Below are 23819 nucleotides of genomic sequence, written 5' to 3' on the forward strand. Positions count from 1 at the left end.
CTATTTTTTCTCAAAAAAAGCATTCTTTTAGCAAAAAAACTTTCCTAATTTTAAGAAAAATAGTTTTTTTATATATCTTTGCAGCCGGAAATCAGTTTTTTATTTCGAAAATATTTTTTATTTTAATAATTATCTATAACCAAACATGAAGAAAGGTCTATTAAAAATTGCCCTCTCAGTATTAGGAGCGGCGTTTTTTCTTTGCGCGAAAGCGCAAGGGGTTCCAGGAGCCTCCATTCATCCGTTTGTATTTGAAGATGTATCCATCCTTACTAACATTTCAAACAACGGGAAATGGGCTACCGCTCATGGTACAGAGGAAAGCAAAACGATGTTTCCCAAACTTATCGACTTAAGCTCTAACCAAGTCACGGAACTGCTTACCGGCGAAGACTACTCCAACTTGACAAGCGCGGCCTATGACGTGACAGACGACGGTAGCATGGTGGCAGGAAGCTATGACGGCCAACCGGCTATCTATATCACAGCCCAAAAACGTTGGAGCATGTTGGCCGTACCCGACAGCTGTGTAGGTGGAGAAGTCACAGCCATCACCCCCGATGGCCATTACGCCGTGGGAAGGGGCCTATACGCAGATACTTACATGGAAGCTGTCGTCATGTGGGATTTACAACAGGACGGCCTGCTTCTCGATTTATCCGGCATTCCATTTGAAGACATGGTAGGCGAAAATAACAACCAACGCCGTCTGATAGGTGTAACCCCTGATGGAAATAAAGTATTAGGCTGCATATCATACAGCTACGTAAGCCCTGCCGGCATCTTCTTTTTTGTATATGACCGCCAAACCAAGAAGTGCCAGCCTATCGGTTTCGATACCACAACAGAAACAACAGAAGAAGGCCCTCAAACGGTTTGGACACCGCGTGCCGAAGGACTTTATTTTATCAACTCAGCCAATCTCAGTGCTAACGGACGATATATCACAGGCGAAGCGTACATGGAAAATGATGCAGCCAAAGGTTACGTTTACGACATAGAAACGGATAAATTCACCCTATACAGCGATGCACAAGATGACATGCCCGGTTTTACAGCATGCAGTAATGGAATCGTGTTGGGTGCAACCCCTCCGACCAATCCTTATCGTGACTGGAGCGTGCGCGTGGGAGAATATTGGTATCCCATTTCTTTGATTCTCTCTCAACGTTATGGCATCAACTTCTCTACGGAGACTAATTTTTCTAATACAGGAACACCGATAGCCACTAGCCTGGATGGCAAAAAAATCGTTGTATTCGTAGCTCCACAAAAAGAAAATTATATTTTGGAATTACCGGAGACCTTGGATGCAGCAACCACAGATATTGACTTATTAGGTAACTACATCGTCAATCCGAAGGCCGGAAGTGAATTCTCGTCTCTTAAAACCGTCACGTTTACATTCCCCTATGAAATAGAACTATTAGGAGACAAAAGCAATGTGACCTTTACGGACGAAAACGGGAAAAAAACGGGTACGATCTTAAGTCTTAAAACGGATGACAAGGATTTGAATATCAGCTTCCGCAGCACAAACCTGCAAGCAGGAGTGAAATATACCCTGACCCTTTCTGCCGGTACTATCGCCATCAAAGGCGACACGGAACGTAAAAACAAAGAGCTCTCCGTCACTTATACAGGACGTGATAATGTTCCGGTAAAAATGGTATCTGCCACTCCGTATGAAAACACGGAAGTAAAACAGCTGAATTACACCAACAATCCTATAACCATAACGTTCGACACCCAATTATCCCTCAATGAGGACGCTATCGGTTACCTTTACAAAGACGACGAAACGACCCCGGACGGCACCTTACGTTTAGGAGTCACAGACAATAAATTATATGTGTTCCCTGTCACAGCCCGCAATTTGTTTAAGGGACACAACTACAAAGTGACGGTTCCTCGCAACGCGGTATATGACATCATGGGCAATAATGGTAATGACTCCATCACCTTGCACTACATCGGCGGATTCGAACGCGAAGTAAGTTATGACAACGATACACTCTTCGTAGAGGATTTCAACAACGGGTTCACTAAGACCATGTTGTATGAAGGAGACCATAATAAACCCACGGAGGAAATGCAAAAAATGGATTTCAACGATAGCGATAACTATCCTTGGACCATGGTACGCGATGAAGATGATCCCAATAACTATGCCGCTGCTTCCACTTCGTTGTATGACCCCGTCGGGAGGTCTGACGACTGGATGGTCACAGCGCATATCTATATCCCGGACGACAGATGTTATTTGCAATTTGATGCCCAAAGTTTCCGGGAGAATAAAAAAGATAGCCTTTATGTATTGGTTTGGGTAACTGAAGATGAGTTTTCTTCAATGAACAGCGAACGTATCGCCAAGTTCAAAGCCGAATGCGACACCATATATGCCGGCATCGAAACTCCGGGAGACTATGAAGACTTCCTTGCCGGAGACTGGACGGAACACACGGCAAGCCTACAACCTTATGCCGGCAAAAACATCTACATCGCTTTTGTCAACAGCAATGAAAACCAAAGTTGTGTATTCGTAGACAACCTTTTGGTGAGACAAGACCAACAGTTCCAAATCAGCGTGACCACAGACCAAACGGTGGTAAAAGCCAAAGAGATAAAAATCAGTGGACAAATCAGAATCACGACACCAGACCACACTTACTCGACCTTGGAACTAACCTTGAAAGATTCTCAGGGAAACATGGTAGACCAAATTAGCGAAAGCAACCTGGAACTGAAAGAAAATGATAAGTATGACTTCTCCTTCGACAAGCCATTACCCTTGGTTATCGGCCAAGAAAACGAATATACTATCCTTGTCCAATTGGATGAAGAACAAAGTGAACCTCACTATTCAGTAAAGAACCTGTCTTTCCAGACCGTTAAACGGGTTGTATTGGAAGAAGGTACCGGACAGGATTGTCCGAACTGTCCGCAAGGCATTCTGGCCATTGAAAATCTGGAAGATGTTTACGGCGACTTGTTCATCCCTGTAAGCCTTCATACTTATTCCGGTGACCCTTATGGAACTGGCTTTGAAAGCTATGCCGCATTCCTGAACATCACAGGATACCCTTCGGGCACCGTCAATCGTACCAATCAAGTCCCTGTGGGAGCCATGACTTCGGATGAGAATGGAAATGCCACCTTCACCTCTACGGCACATCCTTGTTGGTTAGACTATGTAGCTGCAGAAATGGAAATAAGCGCCGATGCAAACTTCGACATCGCAAAGGCTAAGGTAGAGGCAGACAGTACGATTAACATGACTTATAAATACCAATATGCCCTAAACGTGAAAGGACAAAACGTAAACCTCTTTACTGTAATATTAGAAGATAGCCTGATTGGCAAGCAAAGAAACTCTTATGGTTCCAACAGCGACCCACTTTTAGGCGAATGGGGCCAGGGAGGTAAATACTCTGCCGCCACCGTACGTAATTATCCTTTCGTAGATGTAGTGAGAGGCGTAGTCGGTGATACATTCTACGGCACTGCCGGTTATATCCAACCGAATGTCGAGGCCGGTAAGGAATATACGGCCGAAGCCACTTTCAAGCTTCCTGCAAAAGTCCTGAAAGCTAAAAACTGTAAGATCGTAACCATGATGATAGACGCCAACAGCGGCAAAGTCATCAATTCGGCGCGCGCCAAATTGGATGTATCGGATTTTGCTAATGCCATAGCTGACATACAAGCAGAAAAACCGAATGTCGAAATTGCAGTTGTAAACGGTGGCGTAGAGATTACCACAGATGCCCCGGCACAAATTAATTTGTATAGCCTGAACGGCACTTTAATCGGAACAGCCAAAAGCCAAGGCTTTGTCTCATTAAGCACAAACGGATACCGTGGCCTTACTTTGGTGAAAGTGACTACCGGACATCAAACTTTAGTGAAAAAAGTCATCGTGAAGTAAACTGCTTCCTTACCCTCCACATTGTACCATGCCCGTTCCTTTGGGCATGGTACTTTAGTGTTTCAGAACGAACGACAATAATTTATTAATAACAACTCTTTAAATGATGAAACAAAAACTTCTCATGCTCTGTATGCTGTTCTGCATAATGGCGGGCGCGTCTTATGCACAAACCCAAACAGCATCGGGCATCGTTTATTCTGCTGAAGACGGCCTACCGCTCATCGGCGCAAACGTGAAAGTACAAGGCACGACCATGGGTGCATCGGCCGACTTCGATGGAAAGTTCACCATCAAGAACATCCCGGCCACAGCCAAATTCCTTGAAATCTCCAGTATCGGTTTCAAGAAACAGACAGTGCCCATTAAAACGAACCTTAAAATCACCCTCCAACCGGACAATAAGGAGCTCGGTGAAGTGGTAGTGACCGGATTACAGAAAATGGACAAGCGCCTCTTCTCCGGTGCCACCGTAAAGTTGGATGCCGATAAAATGAAAATAGACGGTATGGCCGACATCAGCCGTTCATTGGAAGGACGAGCCGCCGGCGTATCTGTACAAAATGTCAGCGGTACATTCGGTACAGCGCCGAAAATCCGTGTCCGTGGAGCCACCTCCATTTATGGCAGTAGCAAACCGTTATGGGTTGTGGACGGTGTCATCATGGAAGATGCCATTGAAGTAAGCGCGGACGCTTTGGCCACCGGTGACGTGGAAACCATGATCAGCTCTTCCATCGCAGGCTTGAACGCCGATGACATCGAAAGTTTCCAAATTCTGAAAGATGGTTCTGCAACCTCCATTTACGGTGCACGAGCCATGGCTGGTGTGATTGTTGTCACCACCAAAAAAGGAAAAGCCGGACAAAGCAAGATCAACTATACTGGTGAAATCACCATGCGCATGAAGCCGAGTTACAAGAACTTCAACATCATGAATTCGCAAGACCAGATGTCAGTATACAAGGAAATGGCCGACAAGGGGTGGTTAAACTTCTCCGGCACTGGAGACAATGGTATGTACAACGCACCAAACAGTGGTGTATACGGTAAAATGTGGCACCTAATCAACTCTTACGACGCAGCTACCGGACAATTCGGATTGTCTAATACCCCGGAAGCGCGTAACGCTTACCTACGCGCTGCAGAAATGCGTAATACGGACTGGTTCGACGAATTGTTTAGTAACAATGTCATGCACAACCACTCCGTAAGCGTGTCTTCCGGTACGGATAAGGCTTCCTATTATGCCTCTTTGAGTGTCATGAGCGACCCGGGATGGTACAAACAAAGTAAAGTGAACCGTTATACAGCCAACTTAAACACCTCCTTCAATCTCAGCAAACAGCTCACACTGAACTTGCTGTCCAATGCCTCCTACCGTAAGCAACGTGCCCCGGGCACATCTAGCCAAAGCACGGACATCGCCAACGGTGAAGTGAGCCGCGAATTTGACATCAACCCTTACTCATTCGCATTAAATACTTCCCGCACACTCGACCCGAATGAATATTACACGCGTAACTATGCAGACTTCAATATCTTCCATGAATTGGACAATAACTATATCGAGTTGAACATCGTAGATTTAAAATTCCAAGGAGAATTGAAATGGAAACCGATTTCCGAACTGGAATTCAGTGCACTCGGTGCCATGAAATACAGCACCATTGCCAACGAACAGTTCGTCAAAGATGATGCCAACCAAGCCAATGCTTACCGAGCCATGGGCAATGCCATCATCCGCGACCAAAACGACAAACTGTACACAGACCCCGATAACCCTTATTCTTTACCGATGTCAGTCCTGCCAGAAGGTGGTTTCTATAAACGTACCGACTACAAGACGAAAGGATTCGATTTCCGAGCTTCCGCATCGTGGAACCGCCTTTGGAAAGAAGATCATCTAACCAATATCTACGCAGGTATGGAAACCAACGCTACGGATTACAACCAATCTTATTTCCACGGATGGGGTATGCAATATTCCATGGGTGAAACTCCATTCTATATTTACCAATTCCTGAAACAGCTCATCGAACAAGGTTCGAGCTACTACGGCATGGGAAACAACCGTCTGCGCAGTGCAGCCTTCTTCATGAACGCCAACTATGCATTCCAATCCCGCTATTCCGTAAATGGAACGGTACGTTATGAAGGTACAAATAAATTAGGGAAGAGCCGTAGCGCCCGTTGGCTTCCTACATGGAACATCTCCGGGCGATGGAACCTCGACGAAGAAAAGTTCTTCGAGCCTATCAAAGACATAATATCTCATGCAGCGTTCAAGGTTTCATACTCTCTGACAGGCGACCGAGGTCCCTCAAGCATATCTAACTCTAAAGCAATTATCTCAAGCTATACCCCGTTCCGCCCGTTCACGTCTATACAGGAAAGCGGTATGCAACTTTATCAATTAGAGAACAGCGAACTGACGTATGAAAAGAAAACTGAGTTGAACTTAGGATTGGATTTGGGCTTCTTAGATAATCGCATTAATCTGGCCATGGACTGGTACACTCGTGACAACCACGACTTGATTGGCTCTATCAACACACAAGGCGTGGGTGGAGAAACTAAAAAATGGGCCAACGTGGCTTCCATGAAATCCCATGGCTTCGAAATGAGTATCTCGACCGTGAATATCAAAAACAAAAACTTCTCCTGGAACACCGACTTCATTTTCTCGACTTACAAAAACGAAGTGACTGAATTGGATGCACTGGCCACCATGATGGACTATGTGAGTGGTACCGGTTTCACGATGCCCGGTTATCCAGTACGTTCCCTGTTCTCTATTCCGTTTGCCGGTCTGGACAGCAACGGTATACCGACATTCTACAACGAAAACGGAGAAATTACTAGCACGGACATCAGCTTCCAGTACAGTGATGACTTCTCTTGGCTAAAATATGAAGGCTCTACCGACCCGACCGTAATGGGTAGCTTGGGCAATACTTTCAATTACAAAGGCTTCCGCCTGAACGTGTTCCTGACTTATTCCGGTGGCAACGTGGTCCGTCTTGATCCGGTATTCAGTGCCAACTATAGCGATTTGACAGCCACGACGCGTGAATTTAAAAACCGTTGGACCTTGCCGGGTGACGAGCACAAAACCAATATACCGGCCATCCTGAGCTATCGCCAGTATTACGAAAATACGGATTTAAGATATGCTTATAACGCTTATAATTACTCCACAGAACGAGTAGCAAAAGGCGGTTTCATCCGTCTGAAAGAGATTTCTTTGTCCTATGACTTTCCCAAGAAATGGATAGAACCGTTAAAACTGTCCAACCTCTCTCTGAAGTTACAGGCTACCAACCTCTGCCTTCTCTATGCGGACAAGAAACTGAACGGACAAGACCCTGAGTTTGTCAACTCAGGCGGTGTAGCTTCTCCTGTACCCCGCCAGTTTACCATGACACTGAGATTAGGTTTATAATCATATACGAACTTAAAAAGAATGATGATGAATTTCAAATATACAGCAATTGCCTTTACCGCATTATCGCTGACCGTATCTTCCTGTAACGACTTTTTGGACGAAATGCCCGATAACCGTACGGAATTAGATACCCCGGAAAAAATTACCAAACTGTTAGTTACAGCCTATCCGACCACAAGTTGGAACTTATTGGCCGAATTTTCGTCGGACAACACGGACGACAATGGTCCCAAATATCAAATCTTCGACCGTTTAAGCCGAGAAATCTACGAATGGAAAGATACCAAAGAAACAGGTAACGACTCGCCTGTAACTTATTGGTCATCCTGTTATAAAGCCATAGCCACGGCCAACCAAGCTTTAGAAGCTATCGACAAGCTGCAGGCAGAAGGAATCAGCCCCAGTTTGTTGTCTGCACAGCGAGGCGAAGCCCTACTTTGCCGAGCATACGGACATTTCATGCTCAGTTATATCTTCTGTGAAGCATGGAGCGAAAGTAATAAAAACACCGCTTTAGGTATCCCTTACAGCACACTGCCGGAAACAACTGTCAATCCGCAATATGACCGCGAAACCATCGGCAAGACATACGAGCATATTGCAGCTGACCTTGAAGCCGGATTGCCATTGATTGATGACAATAACTACTCGGTAGCCAAGTACCACTTCAACAGCAAGGCAGCTTATGCCTTTGCCGCACGTTTTTACTTGTACTATTGCCAATATGACAAGGCGATAGAATATGCCACCAAAGTCTTAGGCAACGACCCTGCATTAGTAATGCGTGATTGGGGAACCCTCGGAAGTTTGTCGTTGAATGATGACCTGCAACCCGATGCCTATGTAGATGCTAGTAACCGGGCAAACTTGCTGTTGTATACAGCCCGTTCTTATTGGGGATTGTACAACGGCCCTCTTACCACAACCAACCGGTACACACACAACCCGACAATCTCTAAAAACGAAACAAGCGAATCCACAGGTATTTGGGGAGATTGTAGCACTACACTCAAACAAATCGCAGCCAACTATACTTCTATCCCCAAAGTGGTATTCCGTAAATACCCTTTTTTCTACTTCGAGGTCGTAGATCCGAGTGCCAACACAGGTTACTACAACATTGTACAGGCAGCCTTCACCACAGACGAAGCCTTGCTGATACGTGCTGAAGCCTATACCATGAAAAAAGAGTATGACAAAGCTATTGCCGACATGCAGATTTGGGAGAATAGCTATACGACGTCTAAAGTGGCGCTTACAGAGCAAGGCATTAATGACTTCTACGGTAAACTGGATTACTATACTCCGCAGAAGCCTACCGTCAAAAAAGAATTGCATCCTGATTTTACAATAGAACCGGGCACACAAGAAAACATGCTTCATTTCATCCTCCATGCCCGCCGTATCCTGACACTTCACGAAGGCTTGCGTTGGGGGGACATCAAACGATACGGCATTACGATTTATCGTAGAACGGTAGAGAAGCAAATCATTACCGTAACCGATGAAATGAAAGTTGACGACCCACGTCGCGCTTTACAAATCCCGAATACAGTAATCGGTGCCGGCCTAACCCCTAACCCGAGAAATAAATAATTCATATATTTAAATAAGGAAAAAATGAAAAAATATATAGGTTATCTATTAGTGTTCGCTTTGAGCCTGACTGCCATATCATGTAATGATGACAAGATAGAAGACCAAAGCATATTCGATACTGAAGCACCCGCACGCAACGAGTTTGACAAATGGTTGATGAAGAACTATGTAACCCCCTATAATATAGAAATAAAATATAAATGGGAAGACATAGAAACCGATATGAGCTATGACCTCGCACCTGCCGGGTTGAACCAATCCAAAATAATGGCTCAAATCATCAAATATGTATGGTTGGAAGCATACGATGAAATCGCAGGCATCAATTTCATGAGGACTTACGTCCCCAAACAAATCCTTTTCGTCGGCTCTGCCGCATACGACGCAGACACACAGACCAGTACTTTGGGAACAGCGGAAGGCGGCTTAAAGGTAATCCTCTATAACATCAACACGATAGAGAACAACATAGACGACCCGGAAGTGCTGAACGCATATTACTTCCACACCATGCACCACGAATTCTCTCATATCTTGCACCAGACCAAGCCTTACAGCACGGACTTTGAAAAGATTACTCCATCCGAATACGTAGGTGCCCAATGGAACGAGCAGGCTGACAGTACAGCTAACCGGAAAGGGTTCGTGACCCCTTACGCCATGGACCAACCGGATGAAGACTTTGCAGAAATCATCTCTACTTATATTACAAATGACCAGACATATTGGGAGAGCCTATTGCAACAAAGCGGCGAAAAAGGCGCAAAGCTAATCAACCAAAAGTTTGAAATTGTAAAGAGCTATTTGCAAAACTCTTGGAACATCGACATCGACGAACTCAGAAGTGTCGTACTACGTAGAACCTCAGAGATAAAAGACCTTGATTTGGAAAACCTATAATGAGTAAACAAAATGAAAAGATTTAGCATATTGAGTTTGATTTGCTTGGCGGCATTCACACTGCAATCCTGCCTGTTCAGCGAAGATGACATCTTCGAAGACTCATCCACCAACCGCACCAACCAGGCACTGGACAATTATCAGGCATTGCTCACCAGTGCCACGAACGGATGGAAACTGGAATATTATCCAGGCGGTAAAAGCCATGACATCGGCGGTGTGACGATGCTCATGAAATTTGAAGGCGAAGACGTGACTATCATGTCCGACACCAAGGTACAAGGTTTCAACGATAAAACAGAAACACAGGCCGGAGAACGGGTCACGTCTAAATTCACGCTCATTGCAGACCAAGGTCCCGTTTTGTCTTTCTCTACCTACAACGTGCTCATACATTATTGGAGCGAACCCAAAGGAGGCCTTGACGTAGACGGATATGCCGGAGATTTTGAATTCGTTATCACTGACGCTAGGGAAAATGAGGTTACACTAAAAGGAAAGAAGCATGGCACTATCATGCACATGACCAAATTGGCTAATGATGTCGATTGGGACGCTTATATCGCAGCTTGCAATAAAATACGTACCGAAAGCGAAGAATACGGCACATTAGTTGGTTTTAAAGGGGAAACAACTTTCACCCCATCTGCTTTCTCGCAAGAGAATGTTATCACATTCAGCGAAACGGCAAGCAATGGAGAAACAACGAAACGCAAAGTTTCCTTTGCATACACAGACAAAGGTATTCGACTGTACAGCCCTACTACCGTCAATGGAGTGGAATGCGATAATTTCGTATGGGACAATGAAACCAAATCTTTCACTAGCACAAGTGACAACTCTGTCGAACTGAAATATGTGAGACCAACAGATTATGTTCCTATAGAATTTTATACTGAACACCAATGGACTTTGGAATATACTTACAACTTTGGTCAAAAGGATACTGTTGAAACCGTAAGTTTTACCCGGTTGGAAAATACAGACACTCTCCAAACCCAAATCAGCGCATTAAACCTGAAATTTAAGGTAAAGGCTGTATATAACCGTACTACGGGTATGATTGAGTTTCGCACGCAATATTTGGACATGGTCGTATTGTCGACGGAAGAAGAGGGTGAAATGGATGCGTACATTCATTTGTGCCCTTGGGATGAAAATGCCGGTAACATGTACCTAATGCCTAAGGCCGGTATCGTCAGCTACACCACCCAAATGACACCACGTATTCTTGAATTCACGGACAATGGCCGTATCTCTGAATCATCTATCAATGGCTTTGTGTTCTACGCATTCAAGGGTGAAGACCGAGCTAGCGAACAACTCGGTGTGTTGAACACATACAGCGAAATAAAACTTAAACAAAAAGATTAAAGATTAGAAGAAGATGAAAAAAACAAGCATCATATTATGTGCGCTTGCAACCGGTTTCTTTACCGGTTGCAGCGATGACGACGAAGCCGTAAAGCCACAAGTAACAGTCGTAGACATCAACTTCAAAGCTGCAGCCTCAGAAGGTTATATTTTACTGAATGGGCAACATGCAACAGCCGTATCTTCAGACAATTGGTGCAGATTGAAACAAGATGGCGATACTATTTTCGTGACAGTAGAAGACAATACGGATATCGAAGGACGCAATGCAATCGTAACTATAACATACGCTGACGGCACACAAAAGCAAATTCCTATCAACCAACAAGGGGGATTCTTTCGTGTAGAAGCAACTGAAGGCCTCCATGCAACAGATTCCATAAATGCCGTTTCCCTTTCAGTTACTTCGGCTTTTGAGTACACAGTTAATATAAGTTCAGACTGGGTTAGTTACGAAAAAAATGAAGAGGGTATCACATTCACATTCAAAAAGAACCTGAGTGGCTTCCCACGTCATACATCCGTGAACATCGACTGTGAGAAAATGAACAAACAGTTCACCACCTCTCTTTACCAATACAGCGTAGACGACCTGATGGGAGAGTGGACTGCCCATTTTATTAACAGTAGAAACCAACCTACCACATGCAATGTGACACTAGACAGGAATACAAATGGAACAATTTCCGTAACAGGCATGCCTGAGAATCTGGTATTGAAAGCCCAACAAACCGACGAACATTCTTTTGCATTTAAAATGGGAGAAGATTTAGGTTTCTTTCAGGATAGCTACAAGATTTACTTGAACGGTATCAGTTCCGATGGAACCATTTATTCCTTCGATACGGAAAAGCGTAAAATCAGCTACACAAGTTCATTAAAATGTACTCCTGAGGGTTACGAATGTAATTTTACAGCGGACTCCACTTTCACCGATGGAATAGAAATGGACGGAGTAGTAGTCACAGCCTATGACCAAGCCGGCAATAAACAAGGGACAGTAGAAGCTTTCCGTCAATTACAATTGAAACGATAAATCTCCTTTCAATGACAATGAAAAGCATGGCGTCCTGATTCCAGGACGCCATGCTTTTTACCACTCACAATGTTACTTAAGTAACCTCTTAATCATACGACCATCTGCCCCACGATAAAGATATACTCCTTTACGCATGGGCTTTTCTACTTGTACTCCATCCATCCGATACCAAACTCCCGATGTAGTATAACCAACTTTCTCATCCATAGGCACACTCGGTATTATCGTAATCACATGTTCCTCACTTCCCCCCATAAAATCAAAAGAAACAGTCTGGGATACCTCGTCATATACAATATCAGTAATAGGCTTCCCTAACGTCCCGGCAAGCCCAAAAGACATTTCCGTAGCCGGAATAGAAGTATCCGTAAGTTCATCGTTACCGTTCCACGGATAAGTATCTCCTATCAAACTGGCTTCATATTCTGCCTCATTCTTTCCACTCACCAACAAAGGACGGGCGTTATCTGCCGGAATAACTTTCACCCGGAAGGCCGATGAAGAGACGTTATTTACTGTATTATTCTCCCACACCGTAGGATCTGGCAAACAAACATAAGTCACCAACAGACCTTTTCCTAAACAACTTTTATTCCATCCACGATCATCTATCGTTTCCAACACCAAATACTCATTTCCCTTAGCTGAAGGAGAAGAATTCACAACCTTAAAAGCCATTCCTCCCCAATCCGTAGAAGGCATGCTCTTCACAGTCGTAGCCTCATCCAACTCCTGCAAATCAATCCATCCCATATGGGCCTTTTCCAATGCACGATAGCCCACAGGACGGCGTCCGTCGAGTGCATAACTACCATAGTCCATCAAAGACCATGACCCCATAGCAAACTCCGATACCACAACTCCGTCCGTACGGTAAAAATCCGGCAGACCTAACTGGTGGCTAAATTCATGACAGAATGTCCCTATTCCATCTAACTGCCCATTCAACATTTCGTTAGTACAAGAATAAGAGTTAAACTTCAAGCCTGCAACTTCCGGACTCGTATAACCACGCTCAGAGAGGGATGATGTATGCGGCCATACCAAATCTGTCTGAGCAGGAAGGGCATGCTGTCCTTCTCCTGCATAAAGTACATAAAGCGCATCTACCAGACCGTCGGAATTACTATCAAATTCAGCCCAGTCTTCCACTTCACCGGTTCCTATCGCCTTTTGGATGGCCTCCGTAATCATCTCCCCAACGTGCTCATCCTTCATCGTTTTTCCATCTGCACCATAATAAGCAGCCTTCTCGTCCAACGTGACAGGACCGATTACGACAAATTCCGGCGTAAACTTACCGTCACTCTGGTCTGCAAAATACTGAAATGCTGTACCACTCCCGGATTCTACTTCTTCAATCGTGGCAGGTTTCGAAAGACGTGCCGTATAACTCGCTTTCGGATCCGTTTCACTCATGAGCTTGTCCTTGAACTGTACCAATACCACCGGAATCTTAGGAGATCCAGTACGCACGGGCATCTCACCGATTTTCCTTACCAACGGGTGTCCCGCCTGAACCCCGCCTACCATTGCGCCCCAAAACAAAGCCGCATACAAAAGTCTTTTTAAATTCATTCGTTATTATTATGATTAATACATTCCTATTTTTCTTTGCAAAAATAAGAAAATCCTCCTACATAAGGAAGTTACTACATAGATTTCAGAAAACAGAATGGGAAGTTCTGCCTTTCGACAAAACTCCCCATCGTATCCTTAATTATAGAAAGTGATTACTTAATCACCACCTTCTTTCCATTCACGACATAAATTCCTTTTCTTAAAGCCTTCAATGCATCACGGTCTGCATTATAAAGCACACGTACACCATTAAGATTGTACACCGTTACTTTTGTCCCAATTTCAGCCAATACTGAATTTACTCCGACTGTCACCCCATTCTCGTCTATAACTATCGTATAAGTTAATTCCGGATTACAAGCCCCTTCTGTAGAACCGGGAATCCAAGAACCATTTCCAAACAATTCTGCCGGAATAAACAACGTATAAGTACCTTTCTCTGTGAGAGGATTCTCCAATGCGATACTAAAATCTTCAAAAGCTGCTGCATAACTTACCGATTTTCCACCCACAACTTCTTCCTGAGTATTCGAATTATAAATCTTGATTTTCTCTGTGTCAAAATTCTCATCCAAAGTCACCCATTCTGGTGTCTTTATCGTAAAACCTATCACTGTACTTCCTTCTGTCTCGGCTACAACTTCGCTCGGAACATAATCTTTCGCAACTTCCCCTATAATCATATAATCCACAAGGGTTGCCTTACTTAAAATAGATGTCTGATTTCCTAAAACGAATGCCTCTGCCGGAAGATTCACCATATAAGCTCCGGGGAGCTTCACTTCATTATCAAAAACCACCTTTATTTCTGTCGGTATGTAATCCGGATTTTCCTTCTCATCTTCCGGAATAACAGGCTCCATACTTACCGCTGTAGCTACTACGTTCCGCATTCTATCCCATATCTGTATTTTCTCCTTGTTGTCTGCATTCACGCGAATACCCTCAGAACAACCAACTAATACCTCTTTAATATTTTCCACTGTAGAACCGCTCACTGGAGTGAGTATCAAATCCGGTACATTTACCAAGTTTCCTACTGTTGTGAAAACAGCAGAAAAATCTGCGGAGTAATCCCCGCCGTCAGCTGCTTCAAGGCCAACAAAGCTGACCTTTACCTCCGAATTGGCATCGGCATCACTTTTCGGTACACATACTCTTAATATACAGGCACCTTCTTCTTCAGAATCCGCTTTTTTCTTAATATCTTTCTCTACAATAGAATTAACTTGACCATTTACCATAAAATCAAACTGCACTCCAGTGTAATGCAAGTATTCATCACCACGAACCCAAATTGTTAATGAGTCTAATCCGTCAATAGAATTACTTCCTGCCAAGTCATCAAAAGCCACAGCTATATCCACCTTTACTTCCTCATAGGCATATTGAAACGTACAAGAACCTACTGAGGATTGAGCACCAGAATAAACAGGTTGTCCGTCAGCTGCATACACCCCTGCAATTTTCAAAGAAATAGTTCCAAAGGCAGCGCCGGAATAGTTCGGCAGCATATCTTTATGCCGACGCGATTTTCCGCTCAAATCTACAGTTACAGTATTTTCACCTAAGAATTGCGCATCTAAGGTTTCTTGATAAAAACCATTCTCCGCTTCTATATCCCCATATATTAATGTTGCAACCGGTTTCTTCTCTGTATCCAAAGCACCATCAAAATTCAACTGTACAACATTCTCGTCCCCAGACATAACATAAGAATGAAATATATCCATTCCATTTCCAGGCGTATTTACAGAACTGTTTAGAACCACAGGTTTTGCTGCTGCTTTTAAAGTCAAGGAGCAAGTCCCGTCTTCTCCATAAATATCACTTTCTTTATTCGCATTCCGTACTCCCTTCAAAGTTAAGAGCATATCATCTCCTTCCTTTAGGATTCCATCATTGTATGCCTCCATCATAATGGCAGATAGGTCAAATTGTACAGAAGACGATGTCGAAACCGCATCAATAGACTTTTCTTTTCCTCCAATTGTAAGAGTAGCCCCATCCATTTTAACATCCCTATTGAAAGTGAAACTTACTGTAGCATTGGAAACAAACAATGTCTCACCCTCTGTTGGAGAAACTCGTTGTAACTTCAAAGCAACAGCTTCCTTTCCAAATTCCACAGAAATGGTTCGTGCGCTCAACATAAAAGAACGGTGAAAATAATAAGTAATCCCGGCTTTTACTTCCAATTCGCAAACCCCATTATTGTAAACAAGACGTGGCTCCACCATCGTTTGATATGTATTATCCGTATATAAATCCAAAGGATCGGTACTATCAAATGTCAAAGTCAATACTCCGTCCGAAGGAGCCGTAAACGTAGCATACAAATCTTTAAAATAACTTCCCGAAACATCATATTCTTCTCCACCTTCAAAGATCAAAGGATCATCAGCTGACAATCCGGGGGCAGCTTTCAATCCTCCAACACCCACCATACACACTGCCACAAAAAGAACCATCCTCATCAGATAGTCTTTCATTTCCAAAGTAAACATCTTCCTCATACTGATATTTTTAATTAATAATTATAGATTATACTCTTCTTATTGATATATCGCAACAACCTTTTTCTAAATCCCGATATTTAGACTTTCAACTTTATGGCTGTAAATTTATATATAAAAACACTAAAACAAAAGAAAAATGGAAAGAAATTTATCAAAAGACAAACTAACAGTATAAATATGCAATAAAAATACAAATTTTTAAAGAAGAAGACGAATTAGAAGCGATTTACAAGTTTCTTTTTGGTATCTACGGAATGAAATCAATTTCCAAAAAACACCCGTTTAACCTCCCCAAATCCCCACCACCGTCAATCATCATTAAACTCCTACACCAAAAGAAAAACGGAAATGATTTCTTATCCTTCTCAAAACCATCTCCGCTTCTTCTCTCAGTTCTTAACTTCAAACCACAAAACTTACTTTTGAGTCTCTTTCCTCCTTTTCCAAACCTCACGTCCCAACAAAAAAAGCATACCCAACATCAACAGAACCAAAGAGACATTGGCCACCGTCTCTGTCACGTGCAGGCTCTTCGGGTCAAACTTGAAAGCCACCGTATGCTTTCCGGGAGCCACCTTGATGGCACGTAGGATATAATCGGCACAAGCGATTTCCACCGGTTCACCGTCCACTGTGGCTTGCCATCCGGGATAATAAATCTCAGAAAAGACAACGACTCCTCCTTTCGACGAATTGACTTCATACACCAAAGCATTGGCATCGTATGAGGTTAGCCTCACCGTTGCTGCAGAATCCACCGGTTGGCTTCCTTCTGCCACACCCAATATACCCTTATATTTACCGGCAACCAACGCTATCCCTTTCGGATTTACTCGATGTAAACCTAAAATTTCATCATCGGCACTGGTCACGTAACGAACCTCCTTCACAAACCACCCGTTGCCGTTTGCATGAGGATTGGGCACAGGGAAAGTCTGCCCGCCTTCTTGCCCCATAATGGCATACTTCACGTTAAGCATATTCAACACCGGAAATATCGTATCCCCGTCCACTTTTGACAAATCGCCACGAACAGCAGCCACGGCACGAGCGAATTTTCCCATCTCTGGTGCGATATGCTCCTCTATCATTTCTTGATAACGACGAAGTTTTGCCGCATGGTAACCACCGATACTTTTATGATAATAAGAAGTCTTGTTTTCATTGAAAGGACTTCCGGCCAGGTTCATCACACGGTAATCCTTGTCCTTATCGCGCAGGATAAACTCATCCGCCGGTGTCTTAGGCACCACATTCGTGGCAGCCGACACCGGCTCGCTGAACATCCCGTCATTCAAATAACGCTTGTCTACCTGCCACAAATCAAACAAACACAACACGAACACGGCACTGACCAACACGCCGCCACTGACTTTTTTGGCATTATAAGCCAAAAGCAATAATAAACCTATCGCTATGATAATGAAGCTACGCCAGGCATCGGCTACCACTACGGCCTTACGCATCTCATGCAAATTACCCAATATGCCGCCTAACATGTCGCCGGGAATATACCCTTTGGCCGTAGCATCCTGCAACATGGACATTTCTGCCGTAGAAATATAATTGCCGAAAAATACATCAGGCATCAAAGCGAACAAGAGCGCAAAGCCTCCCGTCAAGGCAAAACTGGCATATACATATTTAAGTTTCGCCTTCAGCAATTCTGGCTGTTCCAACAAGGCCTTCAGCCCCAACATAGCCAACAACGGGATGGTGAACTCAGCCACAACCAGAATGGAAGCCACAGCACGGAACTTGTCATACAACGGGACATAATCAAGGAAGAGATTCGTAAGCCCCATGAAATTACGCCCCCATGAAAGCATCACGGAAAGCACCGTCAAAGCCAACAGGCACCATTTCATGGGACCTTTCAGTACGAAAAGGGACAAGACGAACAGCATCATCACGAAAGCACCCACATACACCGGCCCGCTCGTACCTGGCTGTTCCCCCCAATATTGTGTCAGGGCTTGATAAACAGGTGTATATTGCGGATTGGCTTTCTCCATGGCTTTCTCACTGGCAGTCAATGGTAGAGAAGCACCTCCTTTTACGTTAGGGACAAGCAACGACCATGTCTCCCCGATGCCATAACTCCATTGCGTAATATAATCACGCTCCAACCCGTCTTTTGTCTGGTTGCCGGGGTCCTGCTTGTTTTTATATGCCAATTCACTCTTTCCTCGCATGCTTTCCTTACTATATTGGTAGGTATGGTACAAGTTGGATGAATTGATAGCCACTCCAAGGAGCCCGGCCACAATCAACATTCCGGTAGCCTTGCACCAACCGGCCATTTTCTTTTCTTTCACAGCCTGGACCAGATAGGCCAAAGCCATCAATCCCATTACCGGCAAAAAGTAGTAACTCATCTGCACATGGTTGGACATGATTTGCAAAGCCAAAAAGAAAGCCGTTACCACCCCACCCCACAAATATTTACCACGGTAACATAACACCAAACCAGCTATCGTGGGCGGAATATAAGCCAAAGCCATTACTTTCCAAATGTGTCCGGCACCTATTATAATAAAGAAATAAGAAGAAAAGGCCCACAGTATGGCACCCAACGCAGCCATCCATACCTTGAAGTCAAACGCGCGCAGCAGGATATAGAAGCCCAACAACATGACGAAAACATACATGGCCACACCGGTCAGTCCTAACTGGTAGACTTTCTGCAAACCGACCAAAGTGTCGGTAGAATCATAACTCGGTGCCATTTGATAAGTTGGCATTCCGGAAAACAAGGCATTCGTCCAACGTGTCCGCTCCCCGGTACGTTGATAATACTCTTGCATTTCCACTCCCGCACCGACACCTCCACTATGGTCGTGCCCTGTAAGAACCAACCCCTCTGTCACGGGTTGGAAAAAATACAAAAAGCCTATCGCGATGAACAACACCACAGCCAACGCGTCCGGCAAATAATTCTTTATTTTATTCATTTCCTATATTATAATATAAAATTAAATTTCTGGTTCGCGTGCGAAAGTAATAAAAAAAACCGCCTTCCACAAGGGAAAGCGGTTAAAATCTTCAGTGCGGCATGCGAATTACTTACGCAAGCCCAAAGCCTTGACGATGGCGCGGTATCTTTCGATATCACGAGCCTTCAGGTAGTTCAACAAAGCGCGACGCTTACCTACCATGATAGTCAAAGCTCTTTCAGTACTATAATCTTTACGGTTCTGCTTCATGTGCTCCGTCAAGTGGGAAATACGGTATGAAAACAATGCAATCTGGCTCTCTGCCGAACCAGTATCAGTGTTAGACTTCCCGTACTGTCCAAAGATTTCTTGCTTCTTAGCTGAGTCTAAATACATAAAATTAAGTTTTTAAAACCATTAATACTCTTAGCGGTTGCAAAGGTACTACATTTTCCCTTTACGCCAAAAGTTTCTTTCATTTTTTTGCCCCTATTCCGCACTTTTCCAATTATTTGTAGTAACTTTGCCACATTATTTTAGGTAAAAAGTATGCAGAACATTAGAAACATTGCTATTATTGCCCACGTAGACCACGGAAAGACTACGTTGGTGGACAAGATGCTGTTGGCGGGCAACCTGTTCCGCGAAAATCAACAGACAGGCGAATTGATGTTGGATAACAACGAACTGGAACGTGAACGCGGTATCACCATTCTATCCAAGAATGTTTCCATTAATTATAAAGGTACGAAAATCAATATAATCGACACTCCGGGACACTCCGATTTCGGCGGAGAGGTAGAGCGCGTGTTAAACATGGCCGACGGCTGCATCCTCTTGGTGGACGCTTTTGAAGGCCCGATGCCTCAGACACGTTTCGTGTTGCAAAAGGCACTCGAAATCGGACTGAAGCCCATCGTGGTCATCAACAAAGTAGACAAGCCGAACTGCCGTCCCGAAGAAGTATACGAAATGGTATTCGACCTCATGTGCGACCTGAACGCCACGGAAGACCAACTTGACTTCCCCGTCATCTACGGCTCTGCCAAAAACAACTGGATGGGCGAGGACTGGAAAACCCCGACAGGCAACATCTTCTACCTGCTCGACCAAATCGTAGAACACATTCCGGCACCCGTACAGTTAGAAGGCACGCCCCAGATGCTCATCACTTCATTGGACTATTCCAACTATACAGGGCGTATCGCTGTGGGACGCGTACACCGGGGCACCCTGAAAGAGGGCATGAACATCACCATCTGCCACCGTGACGGAAGCCGTGAAAAGACCAAAATCAAAGAACTGCATACGTTTACCGGCATGGGACGGCAAAAAGCCACCGAAGTGTCATCGGGCGACATCTGTGCCATCGTAGGTTTGGAGAATTTTGAAATCGGTGACACCATCTGTGACTACGAAAACCCGGAACCGCTACCCACCATCACCATCGACGAACCGACGATGAGCATGCTCTTCACCATCAACGACTCGCCGTTCTTCGGCAAAGAAGGCAAGTTCTGCACTAGCCGCCACATCAACGAACGGTTGGAAAAAGAACTGGAGAAGAACCTCGCCCTGCGCGTTTCCATGCCGGACGGGTACACCGACCGTTGGATTGTAGCCGGACGCGGCGTGCTCCATCTCTCTGTGCTCATCGAAACGATGCGACGCGAAGGATACGAATTGCAAGTAGGGCAACCCCAAGTCATCTACAAGGAATTCGACGGACAGCGTTGCGAACCTATCGAGGAACTGACCATCAACGTGCCCGAAGAGTTCTCCAGCAAGATGATTGACATGGTGACCCGCCGCAAAGGTGAAATGACCTCAATGGAAACACGGGGCGACCGCGTGGACATCGAATTCGATATTCCCTCGCGCGGCATCATCGGGCTGCGTACCAACGTGCTCACGGCCAGTCAGGGCGAAGCTATTATGGCCCACCGTTTTAAAGAATACCAACCATATAAAGGCGACATCAGCCGTCGCAGCAACGGGGTTATGATTGCCCTCGAAAGCGGAACGGCTTTCGCCTACGCCATCAACAACCTGCAAGACCGAGGCAAGTTCTTCATCGAACCGCAGGACGCAGTCTATGCAGGACAAATCGTAGGAGAACACATCCACGAGAAAGACTTGGTGGTGAATGTGACCAAAAGCAAGCAGCTGACCAACATGCGCGCTTCGGGTTCCGACGAAAAGGCCCGCATCGTGCCGGCCACCATCCTCTCTTTGGAAGAAGCTTTGGAATATATCCGTGAAGACGAATACGTGGAAGTAACGCCCAAGAGCATGCGCATGCGCAAGATTATCCTTGACCACACGGAACGCAAACGCGCCAACCGCGACTGAGACCTCATCCGGCAATATCCGCATACCCAAGGCCGCCCCGAAAAGGCGGCCTTTCTTATTCCATCCTGCAGAAAATACGATTGGTTTACAAAATGTCCGAGCTAAAGGTTATTTCGGAACTTTCCGCACGCAGTTTAACATAAATTACGCTGTACGCCGTACTCTTCTATGACTTTATTCCATACTTTTACATTTAAATCATAAAAACCATAAGTCATGAAAAGACTATTTACTTCCTGGACGCTCCTATGCGTCCTCATCCAATTATGGGCACAAGCTCCGTCCGGCTATTACACGGATGCCACAGGCAGTAAAGGGAAATCCCTGAAAACGGCGTTGTACCAGATTATCACCGACCATACGGCGCGAAGCTACAAGCAACTGTGGACCGACATGCAAAGTACCGACCGGCGAGAAGACGGAAAAGTATGGGACATGTACTCTTCTACCACAGATTTCACTTTTACCAGTGACCAATGCGGCACTTACAAGAATGAAGGAGATTGTTACAACAGAGAACACTCATTCCCCAAAAGTTGGTTTAACGACGCCAGTCCGATGTACACCGACTTGTTCCATCTGTATCCTACAGACGGCTATGTGAACAACCGACGTGGCAACTACCCTTTCGGCGAGACCAATGGAGAACAATATAAATCCAATGGCGGATACAGCAAGCTTGGCAAATGCACGTCTCCGGGTTACAGCGGCACCGTGTTTGAACCCGACGATGAATATAAGGGCGACTTCGCACGTTCCTACTTCTATATGGCCACCTGTTATGAAGACCGCATCGCCACATGGAACAGCGACATGTTGGCTCACAACAGCTATCCGGCCTATGCCAAATGGGCACTCGACATGCTGCTGCGTTGGGCCACCGAAGACCCCGTAAGCCCTAAAGAGATTGCCCGCAACAATGCGGTGTATAAAATACAGAAGAACCGCAACCCCTATATCGACTTCCCCGGACTGGAACAATATGTATGGGGCAGCAAAACCGGCATTCCCTTCGACCCCGACAATTACGACGGTGGAGGCGAAGTGACTCCTCCGAATCCTGATGACGTGGCCACTCCCACCTTCACGCCGTCTGCAGGCAGCGTGGACAAAGGCACTACGGTTACGATAAGTACCACCACTCCGGCTGCTTACATAGTCTATTCCCTCAATGGCGGAAGCCTGCGCACGGAAGAATCGCCCGCCTATGTGGAAATCACGGAACCGACCACCATCGAGGCTTATGCCATGAAAGAGGACAAGATTAGCGAAACGGTAAGCGCGACCTACACGATTGTCAGCACCCTTCCGGACGAAGGCATACAGACGTTCAAAAAAGTAAATTCGACAGACGCACTTGAAATAGGCAAACGTTACCTGATAGTGTGCGAAGACAAGAACAAGGCCATGGGAGCCATTCAAAATGATTTCAGGAGTTGTGAGGACGTTACCATCGAAACAGGCCAAATCCGCACGGAAGTAAACGGCAACGGACAGCCGTTCCAAGTCATCCTCGGCGGACAGGAAGGTGCCTACACCCTGTATGATGCCACCGCAAAAGCTTACCTGTCGCTGACTTCAGACAAAAACAAGCTGCACAACTCAGACGAAGCCGGCAGCAAAAACGCACAGTGGACCATCACCGTAAGCGGCGGACTGGCTTCCATACAAAACAACGCCTATAAGAGCCGCACCATCCAATACAACGCTTCATCGCCCCGTTTCGCCTGCTACGACACCAACGGGCAACAACCCGTAGCACTTACGTGAACACGACCTCGGGCAGCGGCATCAAGGAAGTAGTAGCAACGGAAGATTCCCTTGTGGACGTGTACACCATCAACGGGCAGCTCGTGCGACAAAACGTACAAGCATCACAAGCCCTGAACGGGTTGAAAAAAGGCATGTACGTCATCAAAGGAAACAAAGTATTAGTGAGATAAATTTCCTGCACCAACCCCATAAACAAATTCTGCCATGTACCATGAAAGGGCATGGCAGAATTTGTTTTTACCCTATATAGACTGTTGCCATAACTTTCTTTTCTCCCTATGTCAGTTACACCCGAAAAGCTATGAAATTCTCATTTAGCATAATTCAGAAACAAACAAATAGCCACAAATATCGACAAAGTCCTATTATT

13 protein-coding genes are annotated in these 23819 nt (G+C 45.0%); 9 read left to right on the forward strand and 4 right to left on the reverse strand.

From position 1 onward, the window contains the following. Nucleotides 1–331 precede the first annotated feature (331 nt). The 6 genes from HMPREF9442_RS06290 (at nucleotide 332) to HMPREF9442_RS06315 (ending at nucleotide 12285) form a co-directional block, all read left to right on the forward strand. Nucleotides 332–3928, forward strand: a complete 3597-nt coding sequence (locus HMPREF9442_RS06290; protein ID WP_050795496.1) for a choice-of-anchor J domain-containing protein — start codon at nucleotides 332–334, stop codon at nucleotides 3926–3928. Nucleotides 3929–4034: 106 nt separating this feature from the next. Beyond that, entirely contained in the window at nucleotides 4035–7373 is a 3339-nt protein-coding gene (locus HMPREF9442_RS06295) for a SusC/RagA family TonB-linked outer membrane protein (RefSeq protein WP_040602732.1), read from the forward strand. A gap of 27 nt (nucleotides 7374–7400) precedes the next feature. Next, a complete protein-coding gene (locus HMPREF9442_RS06300; RefSeq protein ID WP_040602733.1) occupies nucleotides 7401–8972 on the forward strand; it encodes a RagB/SusD family nutrient uptake outer membrane protein in 1572 nt (523 codons plus the stop codon). A 24-nt stretch (nucleotides 8973–8996) separates the two neighbouring features. Then, nucleotides 8997–9875: a zinc-binding metallopeptidase gene (locus tag HMPREF9442_RS06305; RefSeq protein WP_008626550.1), complete on the forward strand. Its 879-nt coding sequence runs from the start codon at nucleotides 8997–8999 to the stop codon at nucleotides 9873–9875. 12 nt (nucleotides 9876–9887) lie between these two features. Then, nucleotides 9888–11249: a DUF4302 domain-containing protein gene (locus HMPREF9442_RS06310; protein WP_008626551.1), complete on the forward strand. Its 1362-nt coding sequence runs from the start codon at nucleotides 9888–9890 to the stop codon at nucleotides 11247–11249. 13 nt (nucleotides 11250–11262) lie between these two features. Beyond that, complete coding sequence (locus tag HMPREF9442_RS06315; RefSeq protein WP_008626552.1) at nucleotides 11263–12285, forward strand: BACON domain-containing protein; 1023 nt, start codon at nucleotides 11263–11265, stop codon at nucleotides 12283–12285. A 72-nt stretch (nucleotides 12286–12357) separates the two neighbouring features. Here HMPREF9442_RS06315 and HMPREF9442_RS06320 read toward each other — a convergent pair whose 3' ends face one another. The 4 genes from HMPREF9442_RS06320 to rpsO form a co-directional block, all read right to left on the reverse strand. Next, complete coding sequence (locus HMPREF9442_RS06320; protein WP_008626554.1) at nucleotides 12358–13866, reverse strand: M6 family metalloprotease domain-containing protein; 1509 nt, start codon at nucleotides 13864–13866, stop codon at nucleotides 12358–12360. A gap of 155 nt (nucleotides 13867–14021) precedes the next feature. Beyond that, complete coding sequence (locus tag HMPREF9442_RS06325) at nucleotides 14022–16385, reverse strand: hypothetical protein (RefSeq protein ID WP_008626555.1); 2364 nt, start codon at nucleotides 16383–16385, stop codon at nucleotides 14022–14024. A gap of 419 nt (nucleotides 16386–16804) precedes the next feature. Continuing rightward, nucleotides 16805–19342, reverse strand: a complete 2538-nt coding sequence (locus HMPREF9442_RS06330; RefSeq protein ID WP_008626565.1) for a YfhO family protein — start codon at nucleotides 19340–19342, stop codon at nucleotides 16805–16807. Nucleotides 19343–19450: 108 nt separating this feature from the next. Next, complete coding sequence (gene rpsO, locus HMPREF9442_RS06335; RefSeq protein ID WP_008626566.1) at nucleotides 19451–19720, reverse strand: 30S ribosomal protein S15; 270 nt, start codon at nucleotides 19718–19720, stop codon at nucleotides 19451–19453. A gap of 153 nt (nucleotides 19721–19873) precedes the next feature. Here rpsO and typA point away from each other — a divergent pair, with 153 nt between their 5' ends. The 3 genes from typA to HMPREF9442_RS16715 all read left to right on the forward strand — a co-directional run bounded on the left by typA (nucleotide 19874) and on the right by HMPREF9442_RS16715 (nucleotide 23619). Next, a complete protein-coding gene (typA, locus tag HMPREF9442_RS06340; protein WP_008626569.1) occupies nucleotides 19874–21676 on the forward strand; it encodes a translational GTPase TypA in 1803 nt (600 codons plus the stop codon). A gap of 216 nt (nucleotides 21677–21892) precedes the next feature. Continuing rightward, the gene (locus HMPREF9442_RS06345) at nucleotides 21893–23446 is read left to right on the forward strand and encodes an endonuclease (protein WP_008626571.1); all 1554 of its coding nucleotides are present in this window, start codon (nucleotides 21893–21895) and stop codon (nucleotides 23444–23446) included. Next, the gene (locus HMPREF9442_RS16715) at nucleotides 23443–23619 is read left to right on the forward strand and encodes a T9SS type A sorting domain-containing protein (RefSeq protein ID WP_008626573.1); all 177 of its coding nucleotides are present in this window, start codon (nucleotides 23443–23445) and stop codon (nucleotides 23617–23619) included. Before HMPREF9442_RS06345 ends, HMPREF9442_RS16715 begins: the two co-directional genes overlap by 4 nt. Nucleotides 23620–23819: the final 200 nt, after the last annotated feature.

This window comes from Paraprevotella xylaniphila YIT 11841 (genome assembly GCF_000205165.1).
Taxonomy (GTDB): Bacteria; Bacteroidota; Bacteroidia; order Bacteroidales; family Bacteroidaceae; genus Paraprevotella; species Paraprevotella xylaniphila.

What these genes read in the sequence shown, in the direction of transcription:
- HMPREF9442_RS06290 (WP_050795496.1), top strand. Translation starts at nt 332, where the DNA reads ATGTTTCCCAAACTTATCGACTTAAGCTCTAACCAAGTCACGGAACTG.
- HMPREF9442_RS06295 (WP_040602732.1), top strand. Translation starts at nt 4,035, where the DNA reads ATGAAACAAAAACTTCTCATGCTCTGTATGCTGTTCTGCATAATGGCG.
- HMPREF9442_RS06300 (WP_040602733.1), top strand. Translation starts at nt 7,401, where the DNA reads ATGAATTTCAAATATACAGCAATTGCCTTTACCGCATTATCGCTGACC.
- HMPREF9442_RS06305 (WP_008626550.1), top strand. Translation starts at nt 8,997, where the DNA reads ATGAAAAAATATATAGGTTATCTATTAGTGTTCGCTTTGAGCCTGACT.
- HMPREF9442_RS06310 (WP_008626551.1), top strand. Translation starts at nt 9,888, where the DNA reads ATGAAAAGATTTAGCATATTGAGTTTGATTTGCTTGGCGGCATTCACA.
- HMPREF9442_RS06315 (WP_008626552.1), top strand. Translation starts at nt 11,263, where the DNA reads ATGAAAAAAACAAGCATCATATTATGTGCGCTTGCAACCGGTTTCTTT.
- HMPREF9442_RS06320 (WP_008626554.1), bottom strand. Translation starts at nt 13,866, where the DNA reads ATGAATTTAAAAAGACTTTTGTATGCGGCTTTGTTTTGGGGCGCAATG.
- HMPREF9442_RS06325 (WP_008626555.1), bottom strand. Translation starts at nt 16,385, where the DNA reads ATGAGGAAGATGTTTACTTTGGAAATGAAAGACTATCTGATGAGGATG.
- HMPREF9442_RS06330 (WP_008626565.1), bottom strand. Translation starts at nt 19,342, where the DNA reads ATGAATAAAATAAAGAATTATTTGCCGGACGCGTTGGCTGTGGTGTTG.
- rpsO (WP_008626566.1), bottom strand. Translation starts at nt 19,720, where the DNA reads ATGTATTTAGACTCAGCTAAGAAGCAAGAAATCTTTGGACAGTACGGG.
- typA (WP_008626569.1), top strand. Translation starts at nt 19,874, where the DNA reads ATGCAGAACATTAGAAACATTGCTATTATTGCCCACGTAGACCACGGA.
- HMPREF9442_RS06345 (WP_008626571.1), top strand. Translation starts at nt 21,893, where the DNA reads ATGAAAAGACTATTTACTTCCTGGACGCTCCTATGCGTCCTCATCCAA.